General features: G+C 49.9%; 21 protein-coding genes. 10 read left to right on the top strand and 11 right to left on the bottom strand.

The window, feature by feature from the left end:
* Positions 1 to 13 precede the first annotated feature (13 nt).
* Positions 14 to 1,186 carry an acetyl-CoA C-acyltransferase gene (locus F0L74_RS14830; protein WP_149838625.1) on the top strand — a complete coding sequence of 391 codons (1,173 nt, stop codon included), beginning with the start codon at positions 14 to 16 and terminating at the stop codon, positions 1,184 to 1,186.
* A 43-nt stretch (positions 1,187 to 1,229) separates the two neighbouring features.
* Here the strand turns inward: F0L74_RS14830 and F0L74_RS14825 are convergent, their stop codons facing one another.
* Entirely contained in the window at positions 1,230 to 1,862 is a 633-nt protein-coding gene (locus F0L74_RS14825) for a hypothetical protein (protein WP_149838624.1), read from the bottom strand.
* Positions 1,863 to 2,046: 184 nt separating this feature from the next.
* Between F0L74_RS14825 and F0L74_RS14820 the strand changes: the two genes are divergently transcribed.
* Positions 2,047 to 3,030 carry a pyruvate dehydrogenase complex E1 component subunit beta gene (locus F0L74_RS14820; RefSeq protein WP_149838623.1) on the top strand — a complete coding sequence of 328 codons (984 nt, stop codon included), beginning with the start codon at positions 2,047 to 2,049 and terminating at the stop codon, positions 3,028 to 3,030.
* An 89-nt stretch (positions 3,031 to 3,119) separates the two neighbouring features.
* Here the strand turns inward: F0L74_RS14820 and cysM are convergent, their stop codons facing one another.
* Positions 3,120 to 4,004, bottom strand: a complete 885-nt coding sequence (gene cysM / locus F0L74_RS14815) for a cysteine synthase CysM (protein WP_149838622.1) — start codon at positions 4,002 to 4,004, stop codon at positions 3,120 to 3,122.
* Positions 4,005 to 4,073: 69 nt separating this feature from the next.
* Entirely contained in the window at positions 4,074 to 4,883 is an 810-nt protein-coding gene (locus F0L74_RS14810; RefSeq protein WP_149838621.1) for a serine O-acetyltransferase, read from the bottom strand.
* A gap of 202 nt (positions 4,884 to 5,085) precedes the next feature.
* Here F0L74_RS14810 and F0L74_RS14805 point away from each other — a divergent pair, with 202 nt between their 5' ends.
* The 5 genes from F0L74_RS14805 to F0L74_RS14785 all read left to right on the top strand — a co-directional run bounded on the left by F0L74_RS14805 (position 5,086) and on the right by F0L74_RS14785 (position 9,420).
* Complete coding sequence (locus F0L74_RS14805) at positions 5,086 to 6,264, top strand: sigma-54-dependent transcriptional regulator (protein WP_149838620.1); 1,179 nt, start codon at positions 5,086 to 5,088, stop codon at positions 6,262 to 6,264.
* An 80-nt stretch (positions 6,265 to 6,344) separates the two neighbouring features.
* Positions 6,345 to 6,992 carry an alpha/beta fold hydrolase gene (locus tag F0L74_RS14800; protein WP_149838619.1) on the top strand — a complete coding sequence of 216 codons (648 nt, stop codon included), beginning with the start codon at positions 6,345 to 6,347 and terminating at the stop codon, positions 6,990 to 6,992.
* Positions 6,993 to 7,079: 87 nt separating this feature from the next.
* Positions 7,080 to 8,255: a signal peptidase I gene (lepB, locus tag F0L74_RS14795; protein WP_149838618.1), complete on the top strand. Its 1,176-nt coding sequence runs from the start codon at positions 7,080 to 7,082 to the stop codon at positions 8,253 to 8,255.
* Between the two features lie 122 nt (positions 8,256 to 8,377).
* Positions 8,378 to 8,863, top strand: coding sequence for a cytidine deaminase (locus F0L74_RS14790; protein WP_149838617.1), 486 nt, complete (start codon positions 8,378 to 8,380; stop codon positions 8,861 to 8,863).
* Positions 8,864 to 8,925: 62 nt separating this feature from the next.
* On the top strand, positions 8,926 to 9,420 hold the full coding sequence (locus tag F0L74_RS14785; RefSeq protein ID WP_149838616.1) for a tetratricopeptide repeat protein: 495 nt from the start codon (positions 8,926 to 8,928) through the stop codon (positions 9,418 to 9,420).
* Between the two features lie 107 nt (positions 9,421 to 9,527).
* Here the strand turns inward: F0L74_RS14785 and F0L74_RS14780 are convergent, their stop codons facing one another.
* The 3 genes from F0L74_RS14780 to F0L74_RS14770 all read right to left on the bottom strand — a co-directional run bounded on the left by F0L74_RS14780 (position 9,528) and on the right by F0L74_RS14770 (position 13,607).
* On the bottom strand, positions 9,528 to 11,459 hold the full coding sequence (locus tag F0L74_RS14780; RefSeq protein ID WP_149838615.1) for an arginine--tRNA ligase: 1,932 nt from the start codon (positions 11,457 to 11,459) through the stop codon (positions 9,528 to 9,530).
* A gap of 92 nt (positions 11,460 to 11,551) precedes the next feature.
* Complete coding sequence (locus F0L74_RS14775) at positions 11,552 to 12,115, bottom strand: porin family protein (RefSeq protein ID WP_149838614.1); 564 nt, start codon at positions 12,113 to 12,115, stop codon at positions 11,552 to 11,554.
* A 139-nt stretch (positions 12,116 to 12,254) separates the two neighbouring features.
* On the bottom strand, positions 12,255 to 13,607 hold the full coding sequence (locus F0L74_RS14770) for an OmpA family protein (protein ID WP_149838613.1): 1,353 nt from the start codon (positions 13,605 to 13,607) through the stop codon (positions 12,255 to 12,257).
* Between the two features lie 199 nt (positions 13,608 to 13,806).
* Here F0L74_RS14770 and dnaK point away from each other — a divergent pair, with 199 nt between their 5' ends.
* The gene (gene dnaK / locus F0L74_RS14765) at positions 13,807 to 15,717 is read left to right on the top strand and encodes a molecular chaperone DnaK (RefSeq protein WP_149838612.1); all 1,911 of its coding nucleotides are present in this window, start codon (positions 13,807 to 13,809) and stop codon (positions 15,715 to 15,717) included.
* Between the two features lie 104 nt (positions 15,718 to 15,821).
* Positions 15,822 to 16,838, top strand: coding sequence for a dipeptide epimerase (locus F0L74_RS14760; protein WP_149838611.1), 1,017 nt, complete (start codon positions 15,822 to 15,824; stop codon positions 16,836 to 16,838).
* 17 nt (positions 16,839 to 16,855) lie between these two features.
* Here the strand turns inward: F0L74_RS14760 and F0L74_RS14755 are convergent, their stop codons facing one another.
* Positions 16,856 to 17,134, bottom strand: a complete 279-nt coding sequence (locus F0L74_RS14755) for a hypothetical protein (protein WP_149838610.1) — start codon at positions 17,132 to 17,134, stop codon at positions 16,856 to 16,858.
* A 194-nt stretch (positions 17,135 to 17,328) separates the two neighbouring features.
* Here F0L74_RS14755 and F0L74_RS14750 point away from each other — a divergent pair, with 194 nt between their 5' ends.
* Complete coding sequence (locus tag F0L74_RS14750; RefSeq protein ID WP_188316009.1) at positions 17,329 to 18,534, top strand: DUF6807 domain-containing protein; 1,206 nt, start codon at positions 17,329 to 17,331, stop codon at positions 18,532 to 18,534.
* 70 nt (positions 18,535 to 18,604) lie between these two features.
* Here F0L74_RS14750 and F0L74_RS14745 read toward each other — a convergent pair whose 3' ends face one another.
* The 4 genes from F0L74_RS14745 to F0L74_RS14730 all read right to left on the bottom strand — a co-directional run bounded on the left by F0L74_RS14745 (position 18,605) and on the right by F0L74_RS14730 (position 22,829).
* The gene (locus F0L74_RS14745) at positions 18,605 to 18,871 is read right to left on the bottom strand and encodes a hypothetical protein (protein WP_149838608.1); all 267 of its coding nucleotides are present in this window, start codon (positions 18,869 to 18,871) and stop codon (positions 18,605 to 18,607) included.
* 59 nt (positions 18,872 to 18,930) lie between these two features.
* Entirely contained in the window at positions 18,931 to 19,557 is a 627-nt protein-coding gene (locus F0L74_RS14740; protein WP_149838607.1) for a redoxin domain-containing protein, read from the bottom strand.
* An 81-nt stretch (positions 19,558 to 19,638) separates the two neighbouring features.
* Positions 19,639 to 21,003 (bottom strand): hypothetical protein, encoded by a 1,365-nt coding sequence (locus tag F0L74_RS14735; protein ID WP_149838606.1) that lies wholly within the window; start codon positions 21,001 to 21,003, stop codon positions 19,639 to 19,641.
* A gap of 8 nt (positions 21,004 to 21,011) precedes the next feature.
* Complete coding sequence (locus F0L74_RS14730; RefSeq protein ID WP_149838605.1) at positions 21,012 to 22,829, bottom strand: type VI secretion system Vgr family protein; 1,818 nt, start codon at positions 22,827 to 22,829, stop codon at positions 21,012 to 21,014.
* Between the last annotated feature and the right edge of the window lie 21 nt (positions 22,830 to 22,850).

The raw sequence follows: 22,850 nt of genomic DNA, 5'->3' as shown, positions 1-22,850 counted from the left end.
TTATTTTATTATTATGAAAGAAGTATTCATCGTATCCACTGCCCGCACGCCAATTGGCGCGTTTAACGGCGCACTGGCCACTATACCGGCTACCCGGCTGGGCGCCACTGCCATAAAAGCGGCATTGGAAAGGGCAGGCGTAGCGGCAGACAGCGTGAATGAAGTATTCATGGGCAACGTGATCAGCGCCAACCTGGGGCAGGCGCCTGCCAACCAAGCCAGCATATATGCAGGTATCCCGGTGAGCGTACCCTGTACCACCGTTAATAAAGTATGCGCATCCGGCATGAAAGCCATTATAACTGGGGCGCAGAGCATACTGCTGGGTGAGAATGATATAGTGGTGGCCGGCGGTATGGAAAGCATGAGCAATACGCCGTATTACCTGGATAAGGCCCGTAATGGCTACCGCCTGGGACATGGCGCTGTAATAGACGGTATTATCCGGGATGGCCTGTGGGACCCCTACAGCGATTTCCACATGGGCAATGCCGGGGAACTATGCGCCAAAGAATATAAGATATCCCGCGAAGACCAGGACGCTTATGCGGCCAACAGCTACAAACGTGCAGCCACTGCCTTTGAGAAAGGATATTTTAAGGACGAGATCGTACCCGTGGAAATAGCTGGCAAACAGGCGGTAACGGTAACAGAGGATGAGGATTACAAGAAAGTGAATTTTGATAAGATGCCCACCCTGAAGCCAAGTTTTGTAAAAGACGGGACTATCACAGCCGCCAACGCCTCCAACATTAATGACGGCGCAGCAGCCGTGGTGCTGGTAAGCGGCGAAAAGCTGAAAGAGCTGGGTTTAAAGCCCCTGGCCAGGATCGTTAGCTATGGAGACGCCTCCCAGGCGCCGGAATGGTTCACCACCACGCCGGTTAAAGCCATCAATAAGGCGCTGGAAAGGGCTAAGCTGAAAGTATCTGATATGGATTATGCGGAGATCAACGAAGCTTTCTCCTGTGTGCCAATCGCCAACCAGCGGGACCTGGGTCTGGATATGGAACGCCTGAACGTATGGGGCGGTGCGGTGGCCCTGGGCCATCCTATCGGCTGCAGCGGCGCCCGTATTGTGGTAACGCTGAACTCCATCCTGCACCAGCAAAATGGCCGTTATGGCGTAGCTGGGATCTGTAACGGCGGCGGCGGCGCAAGCGCTATTATTTTAGAGAAAGTATAAATACCACCAATAAAACAATGGGGGCGGCCTGTGTGCTGCCCCTTTATTGTATCAGGTAAAGCGTAGTATCAAACCTTGTTTTAGCCCTGTCAAAGACCTGGAGGCTTACGTGCACGCTGTCTTCCGCCTTTTTATCCATCTGCAGGGCCATGGGCGCGGATCTCTGATGGATCACATCCGGGGTGATCTTTTCGAAGAACCAGTATTTGTCCTCAATAAGGCTGTAAGTAGGGTAGCGGGACAGGATCCCTTGTTCCCTGGTTTGCAATGCATAGTCATTATCAATAGGATAGCGCGTAAAATCGCCATCGTACAGCAGGGCTACGCCCGCCATAATGGTAAGGATCCGCAAGGGCGGCAGCAGCAGGCCAAAAAGCAGTACAAAAGGGAACCCGAAAAAGCAGACCAGGTACACCCATTTACCGGTCACCTCCTTAGGTGTAAGCCCGTACAGGATAACCCCGGAGCCGGCATACAGTGAAAAGAACACCCTTTCCGTATACGCGCCTTTGAAGCCATAACCATTGGCATTCAGCAGCAAACAGATAATAGCAAAGAACAGCAGTACCAGGTGTACATACCACAAGAGGCGTACAGCGTCTGGCGACTTTACCTTTTTTATCTTGCAGGAGATCGCCGTCAGGAAACTGACAGAAAGGATCGTAAGCGTGATCATAGGATAGGTAGCTTTAAGATTCCGGGATAATAAAGACCAATATATTAATATATTTTTATATTCCACTAATATTTAAATCCGTTCCCCTTTTCCAAATCCTTTGCTTTTTCATCAACAAACGATAATTTTGCCCCTGCCTTTAGAGGAAGGACTTAAAATCTTTACAAATCATTATACCAATAGCATGCGTCAGATAGCTTTCAGACAAGCCTTAAGAGAAGCCTTACAGGAAGAGATGCGCCGGGACGACCGCGTATTTCTGATGGGAGAGGAAGTTGCCGAATACAACGGAGCCTATAAAGTGAGCCAGGGAATGCTGGATGAATTTGGGGCTAAAAGGGTGATCGATACCCCAATTGCGGAATTAGGTTTTGCTGCCATTGGCGTAGGCGCTGCGCAGAACGGCCTTCGTCCGGTGGTGGAATTCATGACCTGGAACTTTGCCGTACTGGCGCTGGACCAGATCCTGAACACCGCTTCCAAGATGCTGGCCATGAGTGGCGGACAGGTAGGTTGCCCGATCGTGTTCCGCGGCCCCAACGGTTCTGCCGGTCAGCTGGGCGCTCAGCACTCCACTGCTTTTGAAAGCTATTATGCCAATATCCCCGGTTTAAAGGTGGTATCCGTTTCCAACCCTTATGATGCCAAAGGCCTGCTGAAAGCGGCTATCCGCGATGAAGACCCGGTGGTTTTCATGGAAAGTGAGGTAATGTACGGTGATATGGGCGAAGTACCGGAAGAGGAATATATCATTCCCATCGGTAAGGCAGATATCAAACGCGCCGGTAAGGACGTAACGATCGTTTCTTTTAATAAGATGATGAAAGTGGCCCTGGGTGCTGCGGAAGAACTGGCTAAGGAAGGTATTGAGGCAGAAGTAATTGACCTGCGTACCATCCGCCCGCTGGATTGGTTCACCATCCTGGAGTCTGTGAAGAAAACCAACCGTCTGGTGATCGTAGAAGAGCAATGGCCCTTCTCCAGTATCTCTTCTGAGATCAGTTACCGTATCCAGAAAGAGGGTTTTGATTACCTGGATGCTCCCATCCGCCGTATCACGGCTGCAGATGCGCCTATGCACTATGCGCCCAACCTGGTGAAACTGTATATGCCTGATATAGAGCGTACTGTGAAGCTGGTGAAGGAAGTAATGTATATGAAAAAGTAAAAAAGGGATAGCATAGCTGGCTATCTCCGGTAAAATAAAAAGCGGCTGCATCTAACTGGTGCAGCCGCTTTGCTTTTTATTTTGCTTTTTTACTTTTCAAACAGGTCGCTGGAAAGGTATCTATCCCCACGGTCGCAGATAATGCACACGATCACGCCTTTTTCCAGTTCTTTTGACAGGCGGACCGCTGCAGCAACAGCGCCGCCACTGCTCATGCCGCAGAATACGGCCTCCTCCTTTACCAGGCGGCGGGTCATGTTGCGGGCTTCTTCTTCGGAAATATCCATGATACGGTCTACCCGTTCCTTTTCAAAGATCTTAGGCAGATAAGCCTCCGGCCATTTGCGGATGCCCGGTATGCGGGAGCCTTCTGTGGGCTGGCAGCCACAGATCTGCACCTGCGGGTTCTGTTCTTTCAGATAACGGGAAACGCCCATGATGGTGCCAGTAGTGCCCATGGCGCTTACAAAATGGGTAACAGCGCCTTGGGTATCCCGCCATATTTCCGGGCCGGTGGTGCGGTAGTGCATGCCATAGTTATCCGGGTTGGCAAACTGGTTCAGCATATGGTAGCCGCCTTTGGCAACCTGCGCATGGGCATAGTCAATGGCTCCTTCCATAGACGCTTCTTTGGGCGTGAGCACCACTTTAGCGCCGTAGGCCTCCATGATCAGCACCCGCTCGCGGGTAGCATCTTCCGGCATTACCAATTCTATTTCCACGCCAAACAGGCTGGAGATCATGGCCAGGGCAATGCCTGTGTTGCCGCTGGTGGCTTCTATCAGCTTCGTACCCGGCTTCAGTTCCCCACGGTCCAGCGCGCCTTTGATCATACCGTAGGCGGCCCTGTCCTTTACGCTGCCGCCGGGATTATTGCCTTCCAGCTTGGCATATATGGTTACGTTGGGATTGGCGGTGAGTTTCTTTAATTCAACTATCGGTGTATTACCAACCTGGTCAAGGATAGAAAACATAATTAATTACGGATTTAGGTTTGTCTAATGTGTGCTGTCAATACAGTTGATGGTCAATGGCGCGGGTAATCATGCTATTTCAACAATGTTCATGCTCCCATCTGCCTTGTAGTAAATGCGGGAGAAGGGCGCTACGCTTTTGATGAGCCAAACATTGCCGCCAATTACGCTGTGGTGGCCAATAACGGTATCGCCGCCCAGGATGGTGGCTCCGGCATAGATTACTACATGCTCTTCAATAGTAGGATGGCGTTTGTTTTTAGCCATGCTCTTATCAATGCTCAGCGCGCCCAGGGTTACGCCCTGGTATAATTTTACATGGGCGCCTATAATAGAGGTTTCCCCTATTACGATACCGGTGCCATGGTCTATACAGAAGTAGGGCGCTATGGAGGCGGCCGGGTGTATGTCTATACCCGTGCGGGCATGTGCCAGTTCCGTGATCATGCGTGGCAGCAAGGGAATATGCAGCTCCTGCAGGGCATGGCCTATGCGGTAAAAGGCGATGGCATAAAAACCGGGATAAGCCCTAATTACTTCGTAAAGACAGGTGGCAGCGGGATCTCCCTGGTAAATGGCCGAAGCGTCTTTTGTCAGATCATCATAGATAGCAGGTACCTGCTGCATGAAAAGTTGGCTTAGCTGGGAGGCTGTGTCCGGCAACTGGGATTGCATGGTATGCAAGAGATCTTGCAATTGTTGTTGCAGGATCTGTGGATATTGTTCCAACTCCGCTTCCGTCATCACTTTGCCTGTATGCTCAGGAAACAACCAATTTACCAGGTTGCTGGCAAAATCGTTCACTGCTTTTGTACAAGGGAACGCATTCGCCGCTGCCCATTGATGTCTCTTCTTTAGCTCCTCTAAAAACTTGTCCATAATGCGGCGTGAAATTACAGGAATAAAATATTTACTATACTGAAAGTACGTATAAAACCTGTAAAATTAGTAGACTATTTGTTATTTTTCATACTGCACGCGGGATGCAGGCGATTATGCTAGTGTGCACATCCACCCATCCGCACATTAATCACATCAGCCCATTATTTCATTATCTTTGCTCCCTACTCAAAACAGCAATATGGCCAATATTCTGATAATCGACGACGAAAAAAGCATCCGTAAAACATTAGGCGAGATACTGACCTACGAAGGATATAAGATAGACGAAGCGGCAGATGGGGCAGAAGGCTTTAAAATGTTTACGGCAAAGCAGTATGATGCTGTATTGTGCGATATTAAAATGCCCAAGATGGACGGGCTGGAGTTCCTGGAAAAAGCGAAGGAAACCAATCCGGACATCCCGATCGTGATGGTATCTGGCCACGGCAATATCGATACTGCCGTAGATGCGGTGAAAAAGGGCGCTTATGACTATATCTCCAAACCGCCGGATCTGAACAGGTTGCTCATCACCCTGCGGAATGCCATGGACAAGACCAACCTGGTAGCTGAGACCAAAAGGCTGCGCCGTAAGGTGAACAAGACCCAGGAAATGATAGGGGCTTCAGGTCCCATCCTCAAAATAAAAGAGACCATTGAAAAGGTAGCGCCCACAGACGCGCGCGTACTGGTAACCGGGGAGAATGGGGTAGGGAAGGAGCTGGTAGCCCGCTGGATACATGAGCGCAGCAGCCGTGCCAGTGGCCCCCTGGTGGAAGTGAATTGCGCAGCCATCCCCGGCGAATTGATTGAAAGTGAGCTGTTTGGACATGAAAAAGGCTCTTTTACATCTGCCGTTAAACAACGTATCGGCAAATTTGAACAGGCTAATGGCGGTACCCTTTTCCTGGATGAAATAGGCGATATGAGCCTGAGCGCCCAGGCCAAAGTGCTGCGCGCCCTGCAGGAAGGGCGTATTACCCGGGTTGGGGGCGATAAGGAGATCAATGTAGATGTGCGCGTGATAGCCGCTACCAATAAGGATCTGCTGAAGGAAGTGGAGGATAAGAACTTCCGCCTGGACCTTTACCACCGCCTGAGCGTGATCCTGATCCATGTGCCCTCGCTGAACGACCGGCGGGATGATGTACCGCTGCTGGTAGATCATTTCCTGGACGGCGTATGCCAGGAGTATGGCATTACGAAAAAGGCCATTGATCCGGCAGCACTGAAGGCCCTGGAAGACCATGACTGGTCCGGCAATATCCGGGAGCTGCGCAATGTGGTGGAAAGATTGGTGATCCTTTCCGGCAAAACCATCACGGCGGATAATGTGGAGGATTATGTAGTACCTAACAGGAAGAAAGCCAGCATATAGCGGTTGGCCGCCGGTCATTGGATCATTGTCATTGCGGCAGTACCAACGGCCCACGGCGAACGGTAAAACGATACACCAGAATGAGCAAACATATATACCTCATCAGCGGCATGGGCGCAGACGAGCGGATGTTCCGCCACCTGCGCTTCCCGGACGAATACACCGTGCACTATCTGCCCTGGTTAGATCCTCAACCCAATGAGCCTTATGCCGATTATGCCGCCCGCATGGCCCGTGGCATTACCGCAGAAGGCGAGATAACCCTCCTGGGCCTTTCTTTTGGCGGCATGTTGAGCCTGGAGATTGCAAAACAACGGCCTATAGCCAAGAATATCCTTATCAGTACTATTAAACATACCCGGGAACGCCCGGCTTATTTTAACTGGGTAAGGCGTTTAAAGCTAAATCATTTGCCGGATCAGCTTATTTTTGGAAAACGCTATCTCATCGTTAAACATTATATGGGGCCACAAACCCCTGAAGCAGCGCAGTTGTTACGGGAATACCTGAAAAAACAAGATCAGCATTACATGCGCTGGGCCATTAATGTGGTCATTAACTGGGAGAACGAATTCATTCCCAATCATTTAGTGCATATTCAGGGCGACAGTGACCTTACTTTTCCGTTGAAAACCATACAACCCACCCATGTGATAAAAGGGGGCACCCATTGTATGATCATGAACCAGTCGGCAGAGATTAACCGTATATTAAGTGGGGAACTTTAAGAAAACTTTTGCAGAGAAAATTAGCTGGCAACCAACAGAATATTATATTTGTTCTTTTATAGATATCTAAAAAACAATCACAACTGAATGAATCTGGCATTTTGGAAGCGCAATAAGGACGACCAGCCCAGGAAAAGGAAGTCTGCTGTACGGGAATGGCTGGACGCGGCGGTCTTCGCCATCATCGCAGCCACGTTGATCCGCACCTTTATATTCGAAGCGTATACTATCCCTACTCCTTCCATGGAAAAAACGCTGCTGGTGAACGATTTCCTGTTCGTAAGCAAGATCAGTTACGGTCCGCGTATCCCCAATACGCCATTGGCAGTACCTTTTACCCATCATACTTTACCTTTTACCAAATATACCAAAGCCTATTCCGAAGCCGTAGAATGGCCGTACAGACGCCTGCCCGGTTTTACCCGCGTAAAACGGAACGATGTGGTGGTATTTAACTTCCCGGAAGGTGATACCGTAGCACTGGAGCAGCAGGATCAGAGTTATTACGGGCTGGTACGCAGCCTGGGCCGCGATGCGGTATGGGAATCCTACCATGTAACTTCCCGCCCGGTAGATAAAAGGGAGAACTATATTAAACGCTGTGTGGCAGAATCCGGCGATACACTTAGCCTCCGCGATGGGGTGGTGTTCGTGAACGGCCAGCAGGCGCCCATTCCACCAGAAAGTGAGAGAAGGTATACGGTACAAACTTCCAATGGTGATCCGCTAAACCCGGACCGCCTGGACGATATGGATATTTCCGGGGCAGAAAATACCCTGTCCGCGGGCCTGTTCCTGTATAACCTTACGCCGGGGAATGTGCTGGATATTAAGAAGACTTTCCCCACAGTAAAGGATGTGCAGCCCTATTTTAGCGGCGAACAATCCGTATTCCCTTACGACACTGCACATTATCACTGGACTGAAGAGAATTTTGGCCCTTTGTATATACCCAAGAAAGGCGCTACCGTAAAGCTGGACAGCACCAATATCGCCATCTACGACCGCGTGATCCGCGTGTATGAAGGCAATACGCTGGAGGCTAAGAACGGGCAGTTCTATATCAATAACAAGCCGGCAGATTCATATACCTTTAAAATGAACTACTACTGGATGATGGGGGACAACCGTAACAACTCCCTGGACTCCCGTTACTGGGGCTTTGTTCCGGAAGACCATGTGGTAGGTAAGGCGTGGTTGATCTGGATGAGCTACGGCCGTGGCAGCATCCGCTGGAGCCGCCTTTTCAGGACCATTAAATAAGATCATTCGCATACAAAACAGATGTCCTGCACCATCAACGGTGCAGGACATTTATATTTATACCATGCTTATTATTTAATATCTTCGCAGCATTCTTAATAAAATCATTCCTGCTATCACCCATGCACAAATTGCAGCAACCTTTTGAGTACCTATGTTATGACGATATATCTGAACTGGAAGGACAGGATGCTGCGTTATTAGAAGCTGCCAGAAAGATCACTGCACAGGCATATGCGCCTTATTCCAATTTCCGGGTAGGGGCGGTTATCCGCCTGACCAATGGGGAAACGGTGAGTGGCACCAACCAGGAGAATGCCTCTTTTCCCGCTGGTATCTGCGCGGAAAGAACGGCGTTATCTGTGGCTACATCCCTGTTTCCCAACATGGCCATTGAAACCATTGCCGTTAGCTATCATAACCCCGAAGGCAATAGTGATCAACCCATCTCTCCGTGCGGTATCTGCCGTCAGTCGTTATCTGAATATGAGCAACGGCAGCAGCATCCCATCCGGGTTATCCTGGGCGGGCAGAACGGTAAGATATATGTGATACCAGCCGCCGGACAATTGTTACCGCTTTCTTTCACTTCGCGGGATATGGAGTAAAATCGTATAGATAAAAATTAGTATATTTGTAGCAGGGGAACAATTATTGCTACTGTATATCTATGACCCAACGTATTCTATGCTTGCTGTTTGTAGCAGCCATTACCATGCAGATTGCCATTGCGCACCCAAAGGACAAGGCCAAAACATATTATAAAGAAGGGCTGGTGTTGAAACGTTCCGGTAAACTGGACGCTGCGCTCAAGTATTTTCATGCCGCCATACAGGAAGACAAAAGCTTTACGCCCGCTTACCTGGAGCTGGGGCAGATCTACGCCTTACTGGAGAACTATCGCTTAAGCATATATTATTACCGGCAGATATTGGGATCAGACAGCCTGCATGGCACTGATCCGGAGGATCTGCAGGTGATCCACAACCTGGGGCATGTATATTATTATGAAGGAAACTACAAAGCGGCGGTGACTATGTGGAGCAAACTGCTGGCGATACAGCCGCAGAATTATTTTGCCATGTTCATGCTGGGGAAATCGTATATAGGCTCCGGGGAGTTGAAAAGAGGAGAGGAGCTGTGTGACAGGGCAACGAGTTACTAGTTTTTAGCTGTTATAAAAAGACAAAAGCGAAGCAATCATCTTGCTTCGCTTTTGTCTTTAGTACGTTTATCGCTAGAAGCCAATAGCTAACCGCTAAAAGTTGTTCATCACATTCTCTCCGGTACATCAATACCCAGCAGTTTCATGCTTTGGGCAATGGTATGGGCGGTCATGGAGATGATCTGCAAACGCAGTTTTTGTTTGTCTTCAGATTCCGCTCTGGCGATGGAGTAGGTGTAATGGCCTTCTACTTTTTCTGCATAGAAGGAATTGAATGTTTGTGCCAGATGGAAGGCATAGTTGGCAATAATGGCCGGGCTCATTTCCCGTTGGGCATCATCGAGGATCTCGCCAAATTGTTCGTTCAGTTTGATCAGCTCTTTTTCCAATGGCAGTAAACTGTCATTATGCCGGTAAGTGTCCAAATGACTGACATCTGTTATGCCTACTTCCCTGAAGATGGATTTGATACGTGCATGCGCATATTGGACAAAAGCGCCTGTAAAACCATTCAGGTCGATGGAATCTTTTGGGTTAAAGATCATCCGCTTTTTAGGGTCTACCCGCAGCAGGAAGAACTTCATGCCGCCCAGGCCAATGATCTCGTACAGGCGTTGCAGTTCCTCTTCACTGAGATCCTGTAATTTGCCGGATGCTTTTGTTTGTTCGGCAGCGGTATTCACCATTTCCTCCGTCAGATCATCCGCATCCACCACGGTGCCTTCCCTGCTTTTCATACGGCCGGCCGGCAGTTCCACCATACCGTAAGAAAGGTGGTATACGCCTTCTGCAGCAGGTTCTTCCAGTTTTTCCAGGATCAGTTTCAGCACTTTAAAGTGGTAGTTCTGTTCGTCTGCCACCACGTAAATGCTTTGCTGCATCTGAAAATCCTGATATTTAAGCCTGGCGGTACCCAGGTCCTGGGTCATGTATACGGAGGTGCCATCGCCGCGCAGCAGCAGCTTTTCATCCAGGCCATCGGCCGTAAGGTCTATCCATACGGAATTATCTTCTTTGCGGAATAACACGCCTTTACGCAGGCCATCTTCTACCAGGTCTTTCCCCAGCAGGTAGGTTTCGCTTTCGTAATAGACCTTGTCAAAGTCGATACCCAGGCGTTTATAGGTGGTCTCAAAGCCATCATATACCCAGCCGTTCATGGTGCTCCACAGCGCCCTTACTTCAGGGTTACCGGCTTCCCACTGCTGCAGCATGATCTTGGCCTGTTGCATGATCTCCGTTTTATTACGGGCAATCTCCTTGATATCATCGTGCAGCTTACCTGCTTTTTCTTCGTCTTGCTGGATCTCCGGCTTATGCAGCAAAGCTGCCAGCTTTTCTACCTTTTCCAGTTCTGCGCCGCCAAAGTCACGGAAATCATTCTCCAGGATCCTGGCTATGATAGGCTCGGCCTGTTCCTTGAGCAGCGTTTCAAACTTCACATAATAGTCGCCTACCAGGTGATCGCCCTTGATGCCGGTGGATTCCGGCGTATCGCCATGGGCAAACAGTTGCCAGGCCAGCATAGATTTACAAATATGTATACCCCGGTCATTCACCAGGTTTGCTTTTATTACTTCGTACCCGGCGGCCTTTAAGATCTCTGCAATGGAATAACCCAGGAAGTTATTACGCAGGTGGCCCAGGTGCAGGGGTTTATTGGTGTTGGGAGAAGAATATTCTACCATCACCTTTTTACCATTGGCCGGTTTGCGGCCGGAATGGGCATTATTAAAATTGGTCTGCAGGTATTGTATCCAGTAGGCGTTGTTGATGCTCAGGTTCAGGAAGCCTTTCACCACATTAAAGCCGGCTACCAAGTCCGGGAAATTAGTTACCAGGTAGTTGCCAATGGTTTGGCCGGTTTCTTCCGGTTTCTGGCGGCTGAATTTTGTGAAGGTAAAGACCACGATGGTGTATTCGCCTTCGAATTCCGGTTTGGTAACGTTAATAGCTATATCGGCAAGGGCTATATCCTGGTTATAAAGCGATTTAATGGCTGTTACGGCTGCTGATCTAATGTGTTGTACAACGCTCATGTGAAAAATGGTTAATGCAAAGTAGCTGCAAAGGTAAACAAAAAGTCCACAGCCAATGAACTGTGGACTTTCTCTTATAAGGTATGCTGAAATTACAGGATCGTGTAGGAAACGCCTATCTGTGCCACCATATTTTTATAATCGCCGCCGCCGTCATATACATCCAGCAGGCCAAAATTATAGCGGCCGTATATGCCAAAGCCCATGGGCAGCTTAAAGCCTAAACCAAGGCCTATGCCCAGATCTGCGGAGTTATAACCGTCTTTTATATCCAGGGTTAACCGGCCGCCTTTATCTTTGGCGCTTGCCAGAAAACCAATCTGAGGACCGGCCTCCAGGTAAAATTGCGGGATCAGGTAGTATTGGAACATTACCGGCAGGTTAATATAGTTCAGGGCTATCTGGCGGTCGCCATTGGGAATAATCAGGTGCTTTTCGCCCTGACCGGAAAAAACCAGTTCCGGCTGCACGGCCCAGTCCCGGAAACGGAAGTTTACGAAACCGCCAACATGACCGGAAATACGGCTACCGCTCCCATCAAAATCTGACAGTTGGGCAATATTTAAACCGCCTTTTACACCTAAATGGATCTTTTGGGCCTGTATGGAGCAGCAAGCACCCAGGACCAGGAGCGTGGAGAGTATTAGTTTTTTCATATATATGGTTCGATTTTGACCCTGAAAAGCAAATTATATGCCGTTTTGGAACCATGGTAAGATGGAAACATATTAAAACAAGTTTGCCACACTGCCCGTTGGCAGATGTGGCAAACCTGTAACCGAAACATTCAGCATATTAATATAAGGTGAACTCAACCCTGCGGTTCTTCTGGCGGCCGGCGGCTGTTTTGTTGCTGGCAATGGGCTGTGTTTCGCCATAACCAGTAGCCTCTATCCTGGAAGGATTAGCGCCTTTGCCGACGAGGTATTGTTTTACGGATTCTGCCCGGTCTTTAGACAGGATCATGTTCTTGGAATCAGTGCCTACATCGTCCGTATGGCCTGCCAGCTTAAGGCTGAAATTCTTGGCCTTCAGCAGTTCTGCCACGCGGTCCAGTGAGGGGTAAGAGCTGGGTTTAATGCTGGCCTTACCGGTCTGGAACTCCAGGTTCTGGATGGCGTCGCGTACCAGGCGCCTGTCTTCGTCCGTAACCTGCTGCACCACAACTTTGGGGGTGGTATCTATTTTTGGCAGGTCGCAGCCGCCGCCATCTACCTTGCTACCCTGTGCGGTGCCGGGGCATTTATCAAAGAAGTCGGAAACGCCGTCGCCATCGGTATCCTTCAGCAGTTTGTCAACATCTGCTGTCAGACGGGCGTTCGTATTACGGGTGCTTTCCAGCTCCTGCTGCAGCGCGGCTTTCTGGGCGGCCAGGTCATCATACATTGTTTTGGCCGGGTTGTTCCAGGCCAGCTGGGGTTTATGGGAGGGGCCCAGGCTAAATTCCAGCCCGGCATAGCCGTAGGAATATTTGTCATTGTTGCGGCCATAGGCATAACCATCCAGGTTGTCGCCATCCAGGAAGTGCATGGTATAACCCAGGTCCAGGTTGATCATGTCTGACAGTTTAAACTTAAGGCCGGCGCCTATGGGGATGATCAGCTCCTTGATGGTACCATCCGGCTTGTAGTCTACTTCTGTGCCATTATTTGTTGTTTTGGTGGGATTGTAACCCGCAAGGCCGGCGCCTGCGGACACATAGATCTGTACAAAATTCTGCTTGTAAAGCCAGTTAATGGTGGCTACGTTTACTACAGCACTTAGGGCTGCGGACCATTTCAGCTTGGTCTCATAGGAGCTGTAATCCCGGATGGGCTGTTTGTCGTTCCCCAGCTCTTTGGAATTGTCGGCCTTTAGCTTACCGCCAATATAATCGGCCCGGATGCCCAGGGAATGCAGGATCTGCCATTTTACATAGGCGCCGTACCCTGCGGAGGCTTTCCATTTGGTGAAATCATTACTGCCGCCGGTAGGTGATACAGGGGCCAGTAAACCGCCATTGACGCCAATGGACCAGGTCTTGTAATCTTTGCTGCCATTAAAGATGCCCGGAGACGAAACAGAACCAGGGGTGGTTTGCGCTAAAGCAGCCAGGGGTGCAATAAGGGTCATCATACCAGTGACCCATAACGGGAAGGTCTTTTTCATTGAATGTGAGTTAGGTTACGAATATGGTTGAATATGGTTCAGGCCGCCTGTTGCGGTTTGTACTCGTAGCTTTAACAAATAATCCGGGGCAGAGTTCAGCAAACTGACATATTTGCATAAAATTTTGCTTGGCATAATCATTGACAATCCAACAGCAAACGCACAATCAATCTACAACTAAAGGAGAATCTTAAATAATATGGGAAAAATAATAGGTATCGACTTAGGAACTACCAACTCATGTGTTGCCGTAATGGAAGGTAACGAGCCGGTAGTGATTGCCAATGATGAAGGGCGCCGTACCACCCCTTCCGTAGTGGCATTCTTAAAGAACGGAGAAAGAAAGGTGGGTGACCCTGCCAAGCGCCAGGCTATTACCAATCCGGTGAACACGATCATGTCCGTGAAACGTTTCATGGGCCGTCATTATGACGAAGTGAACAACGAAATACCTCACTGGAGCTACAAAGTGGCTAAAGGCGACAACAATACCACACGTATAGATATAGATGGCAGGTTATACACCCCGCAGGAGATCTCTGCCATGATCCTGCAGAAAATGAAGAAAACGGCCGAAGATTACCTGGGCCAGGAAGTGAACGAAGCCGTGATCACGGTGCCCGCTTACTTCAATGACGCACAGCGTCAGGCTACCAAGGAAGCCGGAGAGATCGCCGGTTTGAATGTTCGCCGTATCATCAACGAGCCCACGGCTGCTGCCCTGGCCTATGGCCTGGATAAAAAGCACCATGACAGCAAGATCGCTGTATTTGACCTGGGTGGTGGTACATTTGATATTTCCATCCTGGAGCTGGGTGATGGCGTGTTTGAAGTAAAATCCACCAACGGTGATACCCACCTGGGTGGTGATGACTTCGATAAAGTGATCATGGACTGGCTGGCAGAGGAATTCAAGAAAGACGAAGCGGTAGACCTGCATAAGGACCCGATGTCATGGCAGCGTTTGAAAGAAGCAGCTGAAAAGGCGAAGATCGAACTGTCCTCTTCTTCAGAGACAGAGATCAACCTGCCTTATATTACTGCGGTTGACGGCGTGCCTAAGCACCTGGTAAAGAAACTGACCCGCGCTAAATTTGAGCAGCTCAGCGACCAGCTGGTAGAGCGTACCCTGGAGCCTTGCCGTAAGGCCCTGCAGGACGCCGGCTTAAGCAAAGAAGAGATCAATGAAGTAATACTGGTAGGTGGTTCTACCCGTATACCCAAGATACAGGAAGTAGTAGAGAAGTTCTTTGGTAAGAAACCCAACAGGGGCGTAAACCCGGACGAAGTGGTAGCCATTGGCGCTGCTATCCAGGGTGGCGTACTGACCGGGGAAGTGAAGGACGTGTTGTTGCTGGACGTAACGCCGCTTTCACTGGGTATTGAGACCATGGGCGGTGTATTCACCAAACTGATCGAGTCCAACACCACCATTCCTACCAAGAAATCTGAAACATTCTCTACCGCTGCTGATAGCCAGCCAAGCGTAGAAATACATGTACTGCAGGGTGAAAGGCCCCTGGCTTCACAGAACCGTACCCTGGGCCGCTTTATCTTAGGTGATATTCCGCCGGCTCCGCGTGGCGTACCGCAGATCGAAGTGATCTTTGATATAGACGCCAACGGTATCCTGCATGTAACAGCTAAGGATAAAGGCACTGGCAAAACCCAGAACATCCGCATTGAAGCGGGTAGCGGCTTAAGCAAGGATGAGATAGAAAAGATGAAGGCGGAAGCCAAGGCTAACGAAGCTGCAGATAAGGAACAACGCGAAAAGATCGAAAAGATCAACCAGGCAGACAGCCTCGTATTCCAGACAGAAAAACAGCTGAAGGAATATGGCGAGAAAATACCTGCAGAAAAGAAGACCACTATCGAAACTGCGCTGAACAAGCTGAAAGAAGCCCAGAAGAGCCAGGACGTTGCCCAGATAGACGCTGGCGTAGCAGAACTGAATGCTGCCTGGACAGCCGCTTCCGAAGAGCTGTATAAAGCTACCCAGGAATCGCAGGCAAATAACGGCGGCGAACCGCAGCCACAGCAGCAGGGTAATACCGGCGCAGGTGGAGAAGGCGGCGTAACCGACGCAGAGTTTGAAGAAGTGAAATAAAGAGCGTAAAGACTCGACATAAAAGGCAAAAGCCGGTCGTTAAGGAGCAGATCCGAAGCGGCCGGCTTTTTGCTTTTTTAGCGCCCCTTTCTTAATTTGCCAGCATGCAGTTAGAATTATACCCGTTTGAGCTAAAGTTCCGGCACACCTTCACTATCTCCCGTAAGTCAAAGGATGTACAACCGTTGCTGGTGGCCAAGCTATCGCAGGATGGCCTTAGCGGCCTGGGGGAAACAGCAGATAACGCCTATTATAATATGACAGTGCCCCGGCTGATGGAGGCCATCAACACGCATCGTGATGTGATTGAAGCCTATACGCTGGATACGCCGGAAGCTTTCTGGGAAACCCTGTTTCCGCTGTTCAAGGATAATATGTTTGCCCTTTGCGCGCTGGACCTGGCGGCCCATGACCTGTACGCCAAACGGCTGGGTAAAAAGCTGTATGAAGTATGGGGGCTGGATATTTCGCGTAACCCGCTTACCGATTACACCATTGGGATAGATACGGTGGAGAATATGGTAAGCAAGCTACAGGAATTCCCGTGGCCTATTTATAAGATAAAGCTGGGCACCCCGGATGATATTGCTATTATACAGGAGCTACGCAAGCATACCACGGCTATTTTCCGGGTAGACGCCAACTGTGCCTGGGGCGTAGAAGAGACCTTGCGTAACGCCGCCGCCTTTAAGGCCCTGGGGGTGGAGTTTATTGAACAGCCTATGCCTGCGGCTGATTGGGAGGGTATGAAGCAAGTATACGAACAGTCCGCGCTGCCGCTTATAGCAGATGAAAGCTGTATTGTAGAAACGGATGTAGCCCAATGCCATGGGCATTTTCATGGTATTAATATAAAGCTTACCAAATGCGGCGGCATAACGCCTGCCCGCCGGATGATAGCCGAAGCCAAACGTTTGGGCATGCAGGTAATGACCGGCAGCATGAACGAAAGCACTGTCGGCACCTCCGCCGTGGCGCATTTGCTGCCTTATCTGGATTATGTAGATATGGATGGGCCGCTGTTGCTGGCGGGAGATACGGCGGATGGGGTAAAAATAGCGGATGGGCGTATTATTTATGCGGACAGGCCGGGAACGGGAGCGGTGTTAAGGCCGTTGTAATATTTATCCGCCTGCAATTATTCATTTTCCTTGTCAACAACCTGATCAGCCAGGAACACCTCATGCTTTAGCTGTCCCGTGGCGGTAACCATTTTGCCCAGTAAAGCCTGTAGGGGATTGTCGCCGGAGGCCGGGAGGCGCGCAGGGCGTATGAGATAGGCGGCTTTTTCCGTTACAATATAGATGCCTGTAAAACTCTTCCTGGTATTGGCGTAGAAGGTCCTTAACTCCAGCCTGCCGGTAAGTTGCAGTGGGTTGGGCGTTTGTTTGCTGGATGGTATTGAAGGCAGTTTCATGGGACACACAAGATAGGGTGCACAATCTCTAAGTTACGTTATTTTATGCTTGCATACCCGCCCGGGATTCCCTATTTTGGCAATACCGGCATTTGTCCGGTGTATATATGTTGACCTGACACGTTAAAAAATAGCCACGGATGAAAAAACAACCTATTTGCTTTTTACTGCTAAGTCTTTTATTTTCCTGTTGTATGATAACTGCACAAGCCCAGGTAATGGCCCGTATTACAATAGACGCCGGCAAGTTTAAACGTGAGAATACGCCGGTATCCTTTGCGCTGGATGATGCAACCAGCTTAGCTGATACAGAAGTGGCGCTGATGGAGGTAAAAGATGGTCACAAAACACCGGTGCCCTTCCAGGTGGAGCAAGGGTATCAGCGCCGCATATGGTGGATACTGTCCGGCGTAAGCGCGCCTGGTACACAACGTGTGTTTGAGCTGGTAAAGGCAACCCAGCCGGCAGCGGCTACCACCGTTATTCAGGCAAAGGACCAGCAAGGGACCTTAGTGTTACAGCAAGGCAGCCAGTCTATATTACAATATAATTATGCAACGGTGTACCCGCCGGCGGGGATTGACAGCGTGTTTAAACGCAGCGGGTTCATTCATCCCTTATGGGCGCCTAACGGTGCGGTACTTACCAACATACATCCTAAAGATCACTGGCACCATGTAGGGATCTGGAATCCCTGGACACATACGGAATTTGAAGGTAAGGTGGTGGATTTCTGGAACCTGAAAGAGAAACAGGGTACAGTACGCTTCACTGGTTTCCTGTCTAAAACAGAGGGACCTGTATGGGGCGGTTTTAAAGCATTGCAGGATCATATCGTATTTAAAGGCGAAGGGAAGGAACAGGTAGCGTTGAATGAAGTGTGGGATGTACGCGCATACCCGGCGCAGGCCAATGGCGCCCGCCGCCTCTGGGACTTTACGTCTACTTTTGGCTGTGCAGGCAGCAGCCCGTTACTGTTGCTGCAATACCGTTACGGCGGCGGGTTTGGTTTCCGGGCTACGCCGGAGTGGACCAATGCCACCAGCCAGGTGCTTACTTCAGAAGGGCATACCCGTAAAGATGCTGACAGCACCCGTGCCCGCTGGATAAAAGTAACAGGCCAAACCGGCAAGGGCCAGGCAGGTATGCTGGTACTATCTTATCCGGCTAACTATGATTCCCCGGAACCGGTACGTGTATGGCCGGAGAATGCGGAAAGGGGAGAGCTGTTCATTAATTTCAGTCCTACCAAGATAAAATCCTGGCTACTTACATACGGTAAGGAGTATACATTGAAATACAGGATTCTTGTTTATAACGATGATATTACCCCAGCGGAGGCAGATGCTTTATGGAATGACCTGGCCAACCCGCCGGTAGTGAAGATCACAAAGCAGTAAACGACTGTACTGAATAGCGTTGGTATGCTGTAAAATTACCAATGAGCGTTGATCATTTATTGGAACGCATTTATTGCCTGCGCAAATTCCTGTAGTGTTTTACGGCATTGTACACGCCCACTACGCCCATCAATATAAAAACGGTGATAATGCCCCATTTGCCGGCCAGCCTGTAGAGGGGTCTTTCGAGGCGGCTCAGGCGCAGCTCTGCTGCAGCGCCGCTGAACTGAAGATAACGGTAGATGGCGAAACCAAAGCCTATGGCCGCAACTACGGCAGACCATATCACCTGGCTCCAGGATGGGGTTTCGGGTTGTTGATCAGGAAGTTTATTCATCAGCTACAGGATTGAATAATAAATATACTTATTCAGTAGCTGAAAGTATACAGTAAATATCAGGCTGCTTTTCCCTGCTTGTTCTGGTAAACAGTTGACAGCAGATCACGGGTGGGGATGCATTTCTCCAGGTAAAGATCCACCTGGTCAAATACGATCTTGCCGGAAGGGCCAAGCACATATACCGCAGGTGTGGGCACATCTGCTTCAACACCGGAAATACGGTCCCAGATAGGGTCTGTAGTAGCATAAACACCAAACTGGCTGGCAATCTTATGCTGTTTATCCCACACGATATTAAACGGTAAGGATTGCTGGCCTGCAAGGGAAGCAAAGCCCGCACTGTCTTCATCACTTACTACCAGCAGATCGCCGCCCATTACCTGTATATCTGCATGTAAGTCCTGCAGTTCCTGTAATAATCTTTGCGCATAACCATTCCAATGCAGGGAGATAAACGCCAGCACCAGCGGACGGCCCAGCAATGTGCGGCCGGCAATCTGCTCGCCCGCATCTTGCGGCAGGGAGGAGGCAGCAATGAACTGCGTGCGTGGCAGGTTAAATTCCGGAACGAAATCGCCTGCGCCCAGCGGCGCTATCCTGTTACGGGTGCGGGTGGGAGCATTGAACCGCTCTGGCAGGGAGAGAGGTTCTAAATCGGCATACCTGTGAATAAGAGATGACATATACTATCTTTTTTTATCCGGTGGTAAGGACAAAGATAGGGGCTTTATAATAGTCCACCAAATTAGTGGGGTATTATTTTGTCAGGCTTCTTCCGTTTGGGGAGGCATCATGAGGGGCGCGCGGGTTTTACGGATGCGGTCCACCTCTTCTTTCCAGTTATCGCCAAACAGGCGCCCCATTTTTTCATCTATGGAGCGGATGCGGTCCTGGATCCGTTTGTTATGTACATAATCGTAATAGTCCCGCAGCAGGTAGATATACAGGGAGGTACTGATCTCTTCGTCCTGCAGGTTTAAACCGGCCAGGTAGGCCTCTTCCAGTACGGTATAGTACCTGCCGGCCTCTTTACGGCGGCAGAGCTCTGCTGCCTGGTACCAGCCATTCATGGACTGTTGGTTGAAATTGTGTTCCTGTGCCAGGCGGGCCTGTTTAATGAACCATTCTATAGCCTCCTCAAAATTCCTGCGCAGCTGGGCATATGCCCCATGATAGCCATAGAACTGTATAAGAAGGGGCAGGCAGGCGGGATCGCCCTGTTGGCTGCCTTGTTTGGCAATACGCATACCGCGTTCCAGTAGCAATGGCAGCTGCGGATCCTTTTTGAAGTAGAACAGCATACCGGCATACATGATATGCGCGGTGGCAAACAGTCCTTTATTGCCGCTGCGTTGCGTATACTCCAGCGCTTTTTGTCCCCATTCGTGCAGGCGCTTTAGGTCTTTTGCCTGCAGGGCGTCGCCCATTTCAAACAGGCAGCGGCGCAGCGCTATTTCCGGATCGTTGGGATTGCCGCTTTTAGCTAGCTTTTGTATGGCATTGTGGAGCTCCAGCGGCACATGCATGGCATGCATTTGCCCTGGGAACTGGCGTTCGTGTATGGCCAGCTGCTCATTGCCTACATGCTCAAACACCAGCAACTTTACGCCGGCTGGAATGCCTTTTTTCAGCATATTGGTGAGCCAGGTCTTCATATTACGCAGGTTGCTTACCTGGCGTGGCAATAGGGCCAGTACCAGTTGTTGCTCCTCCTGCGGCAGCGCTTTACGGAAATCATCCAGCATACGCAGCAGCGTATCATCCAGGGGCTGACCTTGTTGCCTGGCTAATGCCTGGCGGTAGGGCTGAGCGTCCCAGGTGAAGGCGGCATTTTTAGTTTTGAGCTCCTCCATCAACGAAGCGCTGTTATCATATGCCTCCAGCCAGTCCTTTATAATAGCGGCGCTAAAGGTATCTTCGTCATCAAAAGAGGTGAGATGGGTTACAAATACTTGTGGTAGCTGCCCGTAAGGCGATGATTCCAGCTTTAAGAATCCCTCGTATACGCGGGCCTCTTCCGGTTTAATGATCATTCGTACTACGCGCAGGCCGGCATTGGGCGTTACCTGTTTTTGCCAGGCCTGTTGTATCTTATTCAGCTCAAGCGCTATGGGATTATGTTCGTTCATGTAAGTTGCTAGCAATTAATATTCACCATTCCTCCTACAATATCAGTAGCCGTGCCACCGCTCACTTTAACGCTGGTGCTGCTGATATCCATTTTGGTACTGCCCACTGCCTGGCAGTGTTCTGCATTCAGTTTCATGTTGGCGGCGCATAACAGTTCATGCAGGGTGTCTGCCATGGTCTTGATCTTATCGGCGGTAGACTCTATTTTATTGGCAGTATTGTCCACTGTTATCTTAGCCGGGCCTTCGCCGATGATCACTTTTTCAGAGCCCTTGATATGTACTTCTTTGGAGATGAACTCTATCTTGTTGGGCGCATCCACCACGATCTTATCATCTGTTTTTACGGTTACCAGCGTTTGTGATTTAACAGTGATGTTGCCGGAGCCGTCCATCATCATCATGCTGCCGTTCTTATCCGTTACGGTGATGCTGCCGGCTGCGTCATCCAGCGCAATGGTGTTGCCGCTGCGGGTTTTAATGGCTTTTACATTATTCTGCGGATCGCCGTACCCGCTTTTAGCTTTGCCATTGAACTTACTGCCCAGCACAAAAGGCATTTCCGCATTACCGCCTTCAAATCCTACTACTACCTCTTCGCCTACTTCCGGCACAAAGTGGAAACCGGTGCCGCCACCCGCGGCAGGGGAGGCCTGGCGTAACCAGGGGCTTAACTCGCCTTGTTGCTGCCAGAAGAATTGTACGCGTACCCTGCCCAGTTTATCCGGATCATTATTATCCTTTACCAGGGCACTTTGCATATCCGCTTTGGGAATATGGTGCGGGTTGCTGTAGGGAGGCGCTTTTACATCTGCCGGCACGGCGGTAAATGCACAATAATAGTTGCCCGGGGTATCTGCAAAATGTTTGGCAGCGGTAACAATATAATTGGATTGGCTTTGACCAGCCGCTACTACAATACGTTGGCCCGGCGCTACCGGCAGCTGGCTTACGCCGCTTACCTTTACAAACTCTGTAGCCGTTACTTTGGACTGCAGGTCCTTGGCGCGCTTCAGCTCCTCCTGATTGTATCCATGTCCTATAAAGGTTTGTTTGTTGGAGGACGCAGCAAACATACCGTCTGATGCAGCTGCGGAGTACTTCATGTAAGCGTCGCTACCTATTTCTGCTTTCTGTCCTTTTTCACTTACTGGTCCGGCGGTCATTGCATCATAGGATACGTAGTTGATGCGTTGCGGGCTCACAGAGGCCACTATTTTAAAATTATGGAGGGTAATATTGTTCTCCAGCTTCAGGTCTGATTTCTGTACATCGCCTATTACCAGCTGGCTGCCGTCGTAATACATCCATTCCCCATAGCGGGCCGACATACGTACCAGGAAATCAAAATCAGTTTCATTGTACTGTACGCAGTACTGGATCACTTTCTTAAAAGCAGGCACTACTTCTGTTTTAAGCGAGCTGCCGCCATCCTGTAAGGCGCCTTGTATGATGGACTGCAGGTTTTTCTGGTACCAGGAAGTGCTCTGGGGTACATCATCCAGCAGGATGGTGGGGCTGATGCCCGCTACCTGGAAACCTTTGGCCGCGCCCTCTTCATCTATCACGCCCAGGCTGGTGATAATACCCTGGAAACGGTAACTGCCAAAAGTGATCGTCAGTTTCTTGCCTATATAACTTTCAACGATCTTGCGTTGATAGGACATATCGGAGATAACGCCGCCGGGACGCCAGAAGAAGCTGAAGTAGTGATGGCCGCCAACAGCCTGTTCCAAAGTAACGTTGCTGAATTCCACTTGTCCGCTATACCCTTCAATGCTGATGGAGGATTTCTGCAGAAACTGGTCTATGGATGATGTTTGCATAATATTGCGGTTGTAGACGGG

It is taken from the genome of Chitinophaga agrisoli, from assembly GCF_008386695.1.
GTDB classification, from domain to species: Bacteria; Bacteroidota; Bacteroidia; order Chitinophagales; family Chitinophagaceae; genus Chitinophaga; species Chitinophaga agrisoli.
Note: the sequence above shows the minus strand (reverse complement) of the source record. Positions and strands in the feature narration are given on the sequence as shown.

Bases quoted from the DNA above. Each gene is read 5' to 3' on its own strand.
- F0L74_RS14830 (WP_149838625.1), top strand. From the start codon at position 14: ATGAAAGAAGTATTCATCGTATCCACTGCCCGCACGCCAATTGGCGCG.
- F0L74_RS14825 (WP_149838624.1), bottom strand. From the start codon at position 1,862: ATGATCACGCTTACGATCCTTTCTGTCAGTTTCCTGACGGCGATCTCC.
- F0L74_RS14820 (WP_149838623.1), top strand. From the start codon at position 2,047: ATGCGTCAGATAGCTTTCAGACAAGCCTTAAGAGAAGCCTTACAGGAA.
- cysM (WP_149838622.1), bottom strand. From the start codon at position 4,004: ATGTTTTCTATCCTTGACCAGGTTGGTAATACACCGATAGTTGAATTA.
- F0L74_RS14810 (WP_149838621.1), bottom strand. From the start codon at position 4,883: ATGGACAAGTTTTTAGAGGAGCTAAAGAAGAGACATCAATGGGCAGCG.
- F0L74_RS14805 (WP_149838620.1), top strand. From the start codon at position 5,086: ATGGCCAATATTCTGATAATCGACGACGAAAAAAGCATCCGTAAAACA.
- F0L74_RS14800 (WP_149838619.1), top strand. From the start codon at position 6,345: ATGAGCAAACATATATACCTCATCAGCGGCATGGGCGCAGACGAGCGG.
- lepB (WP_149838618.1), top strand. From the start codon at position 7,080: ATGAATCTGGCATTTTGGAAGCGCAATAAGGACGACCAGCCCAGGAAA.
- F0L74_RS14790 (WP_149838617.1), top strand. From the start codon at position 8,378: ATGCACAAATTGCAGCAACCTTTTGAGTACCTATGTTATGACGATATA.
- F0L74_RS14785 (WP_149838616.1), top strand. From the start codon at position 8,926: ATGACCCAACGTATTCTATGCTTGCTGTTTGTAGCAGCCATTACCATG.
- F0L74_RS14780 (WP_149838615.1), bottom strand. From the start codon at position 11,459: ATGAGCGTTGTACAACACATTAGATCAGCAGCCGTAACAGCCATTAAA.
- F0L74_RS14775 (WP_149838614.1), bottom strand. From the start codon at position 12,115: ATGAAAAAACTAATACTCTCCACGCTCCTGGTCCTGGGTGCTTGCTGC.
- F0L74_RS14770 (WP_149838613.1), bottom strand. From the start codon at position 13,607: ATGAAAAAGACCTTCCCGTTATGGGTCACTGGTATGATGACCCTTATT.
- dnaK (WP_149838612.1), top strand. From the start codon at position 13,807: ATGGGAAAAATAATAGGTATCGACTTAGGAACTACCAACTCATGTGTT.
- F0L74_RS14760 (WP_149838611.1), top strand. From the start codon at position 15,822: ATGCAGTTAGAATTATACCCGTTTGAGCTAAAGTTCCGGCACACCTTC.
- F0L74_RS14755 (WP_149838610.1), bottom strand. From the start codon at position 17,134: ATGAAACTGCCTTCAATACCATCCAGCAAACAAACGCCCAACCCACTG.
- F0L74_RS14750 (WP_188316009.1), top strand. From the start codon at position 17,329: ATGATAACTGCACAAGCCCAGGTAATGGCCCGTATTACAATAGACGCC.
- F0L74_RS14745 (WP_149838608.1), bottom strand. From the start codon at position 18,871: ATGAATAAACTTCCTGATCAACAACCCGAAACCCCATCCTGGAGCCAG.
- F0L74_RS14740 (WP_149838607.1), bottom strand. From the start codon at position 19,557: ATGTCATCTCTTATTCACAGGTATGCCGATTTAGAACCTCTCTCCCTG.
- F0L74_RS14735 (WP_149838606.1), bottom strand. From the start codon at position 21,003: ATGAACGAACATAATCCCATAGCGCTTGAGCTGAATAAGATACAACAG.
- F0L74_RS14730 (WP_149838605.1), bottom strand. From the start codon at position 22,829: ATGCAAACATCATCCATAGACCAGTTTCTGCAGAAATCCTCCATCAGC.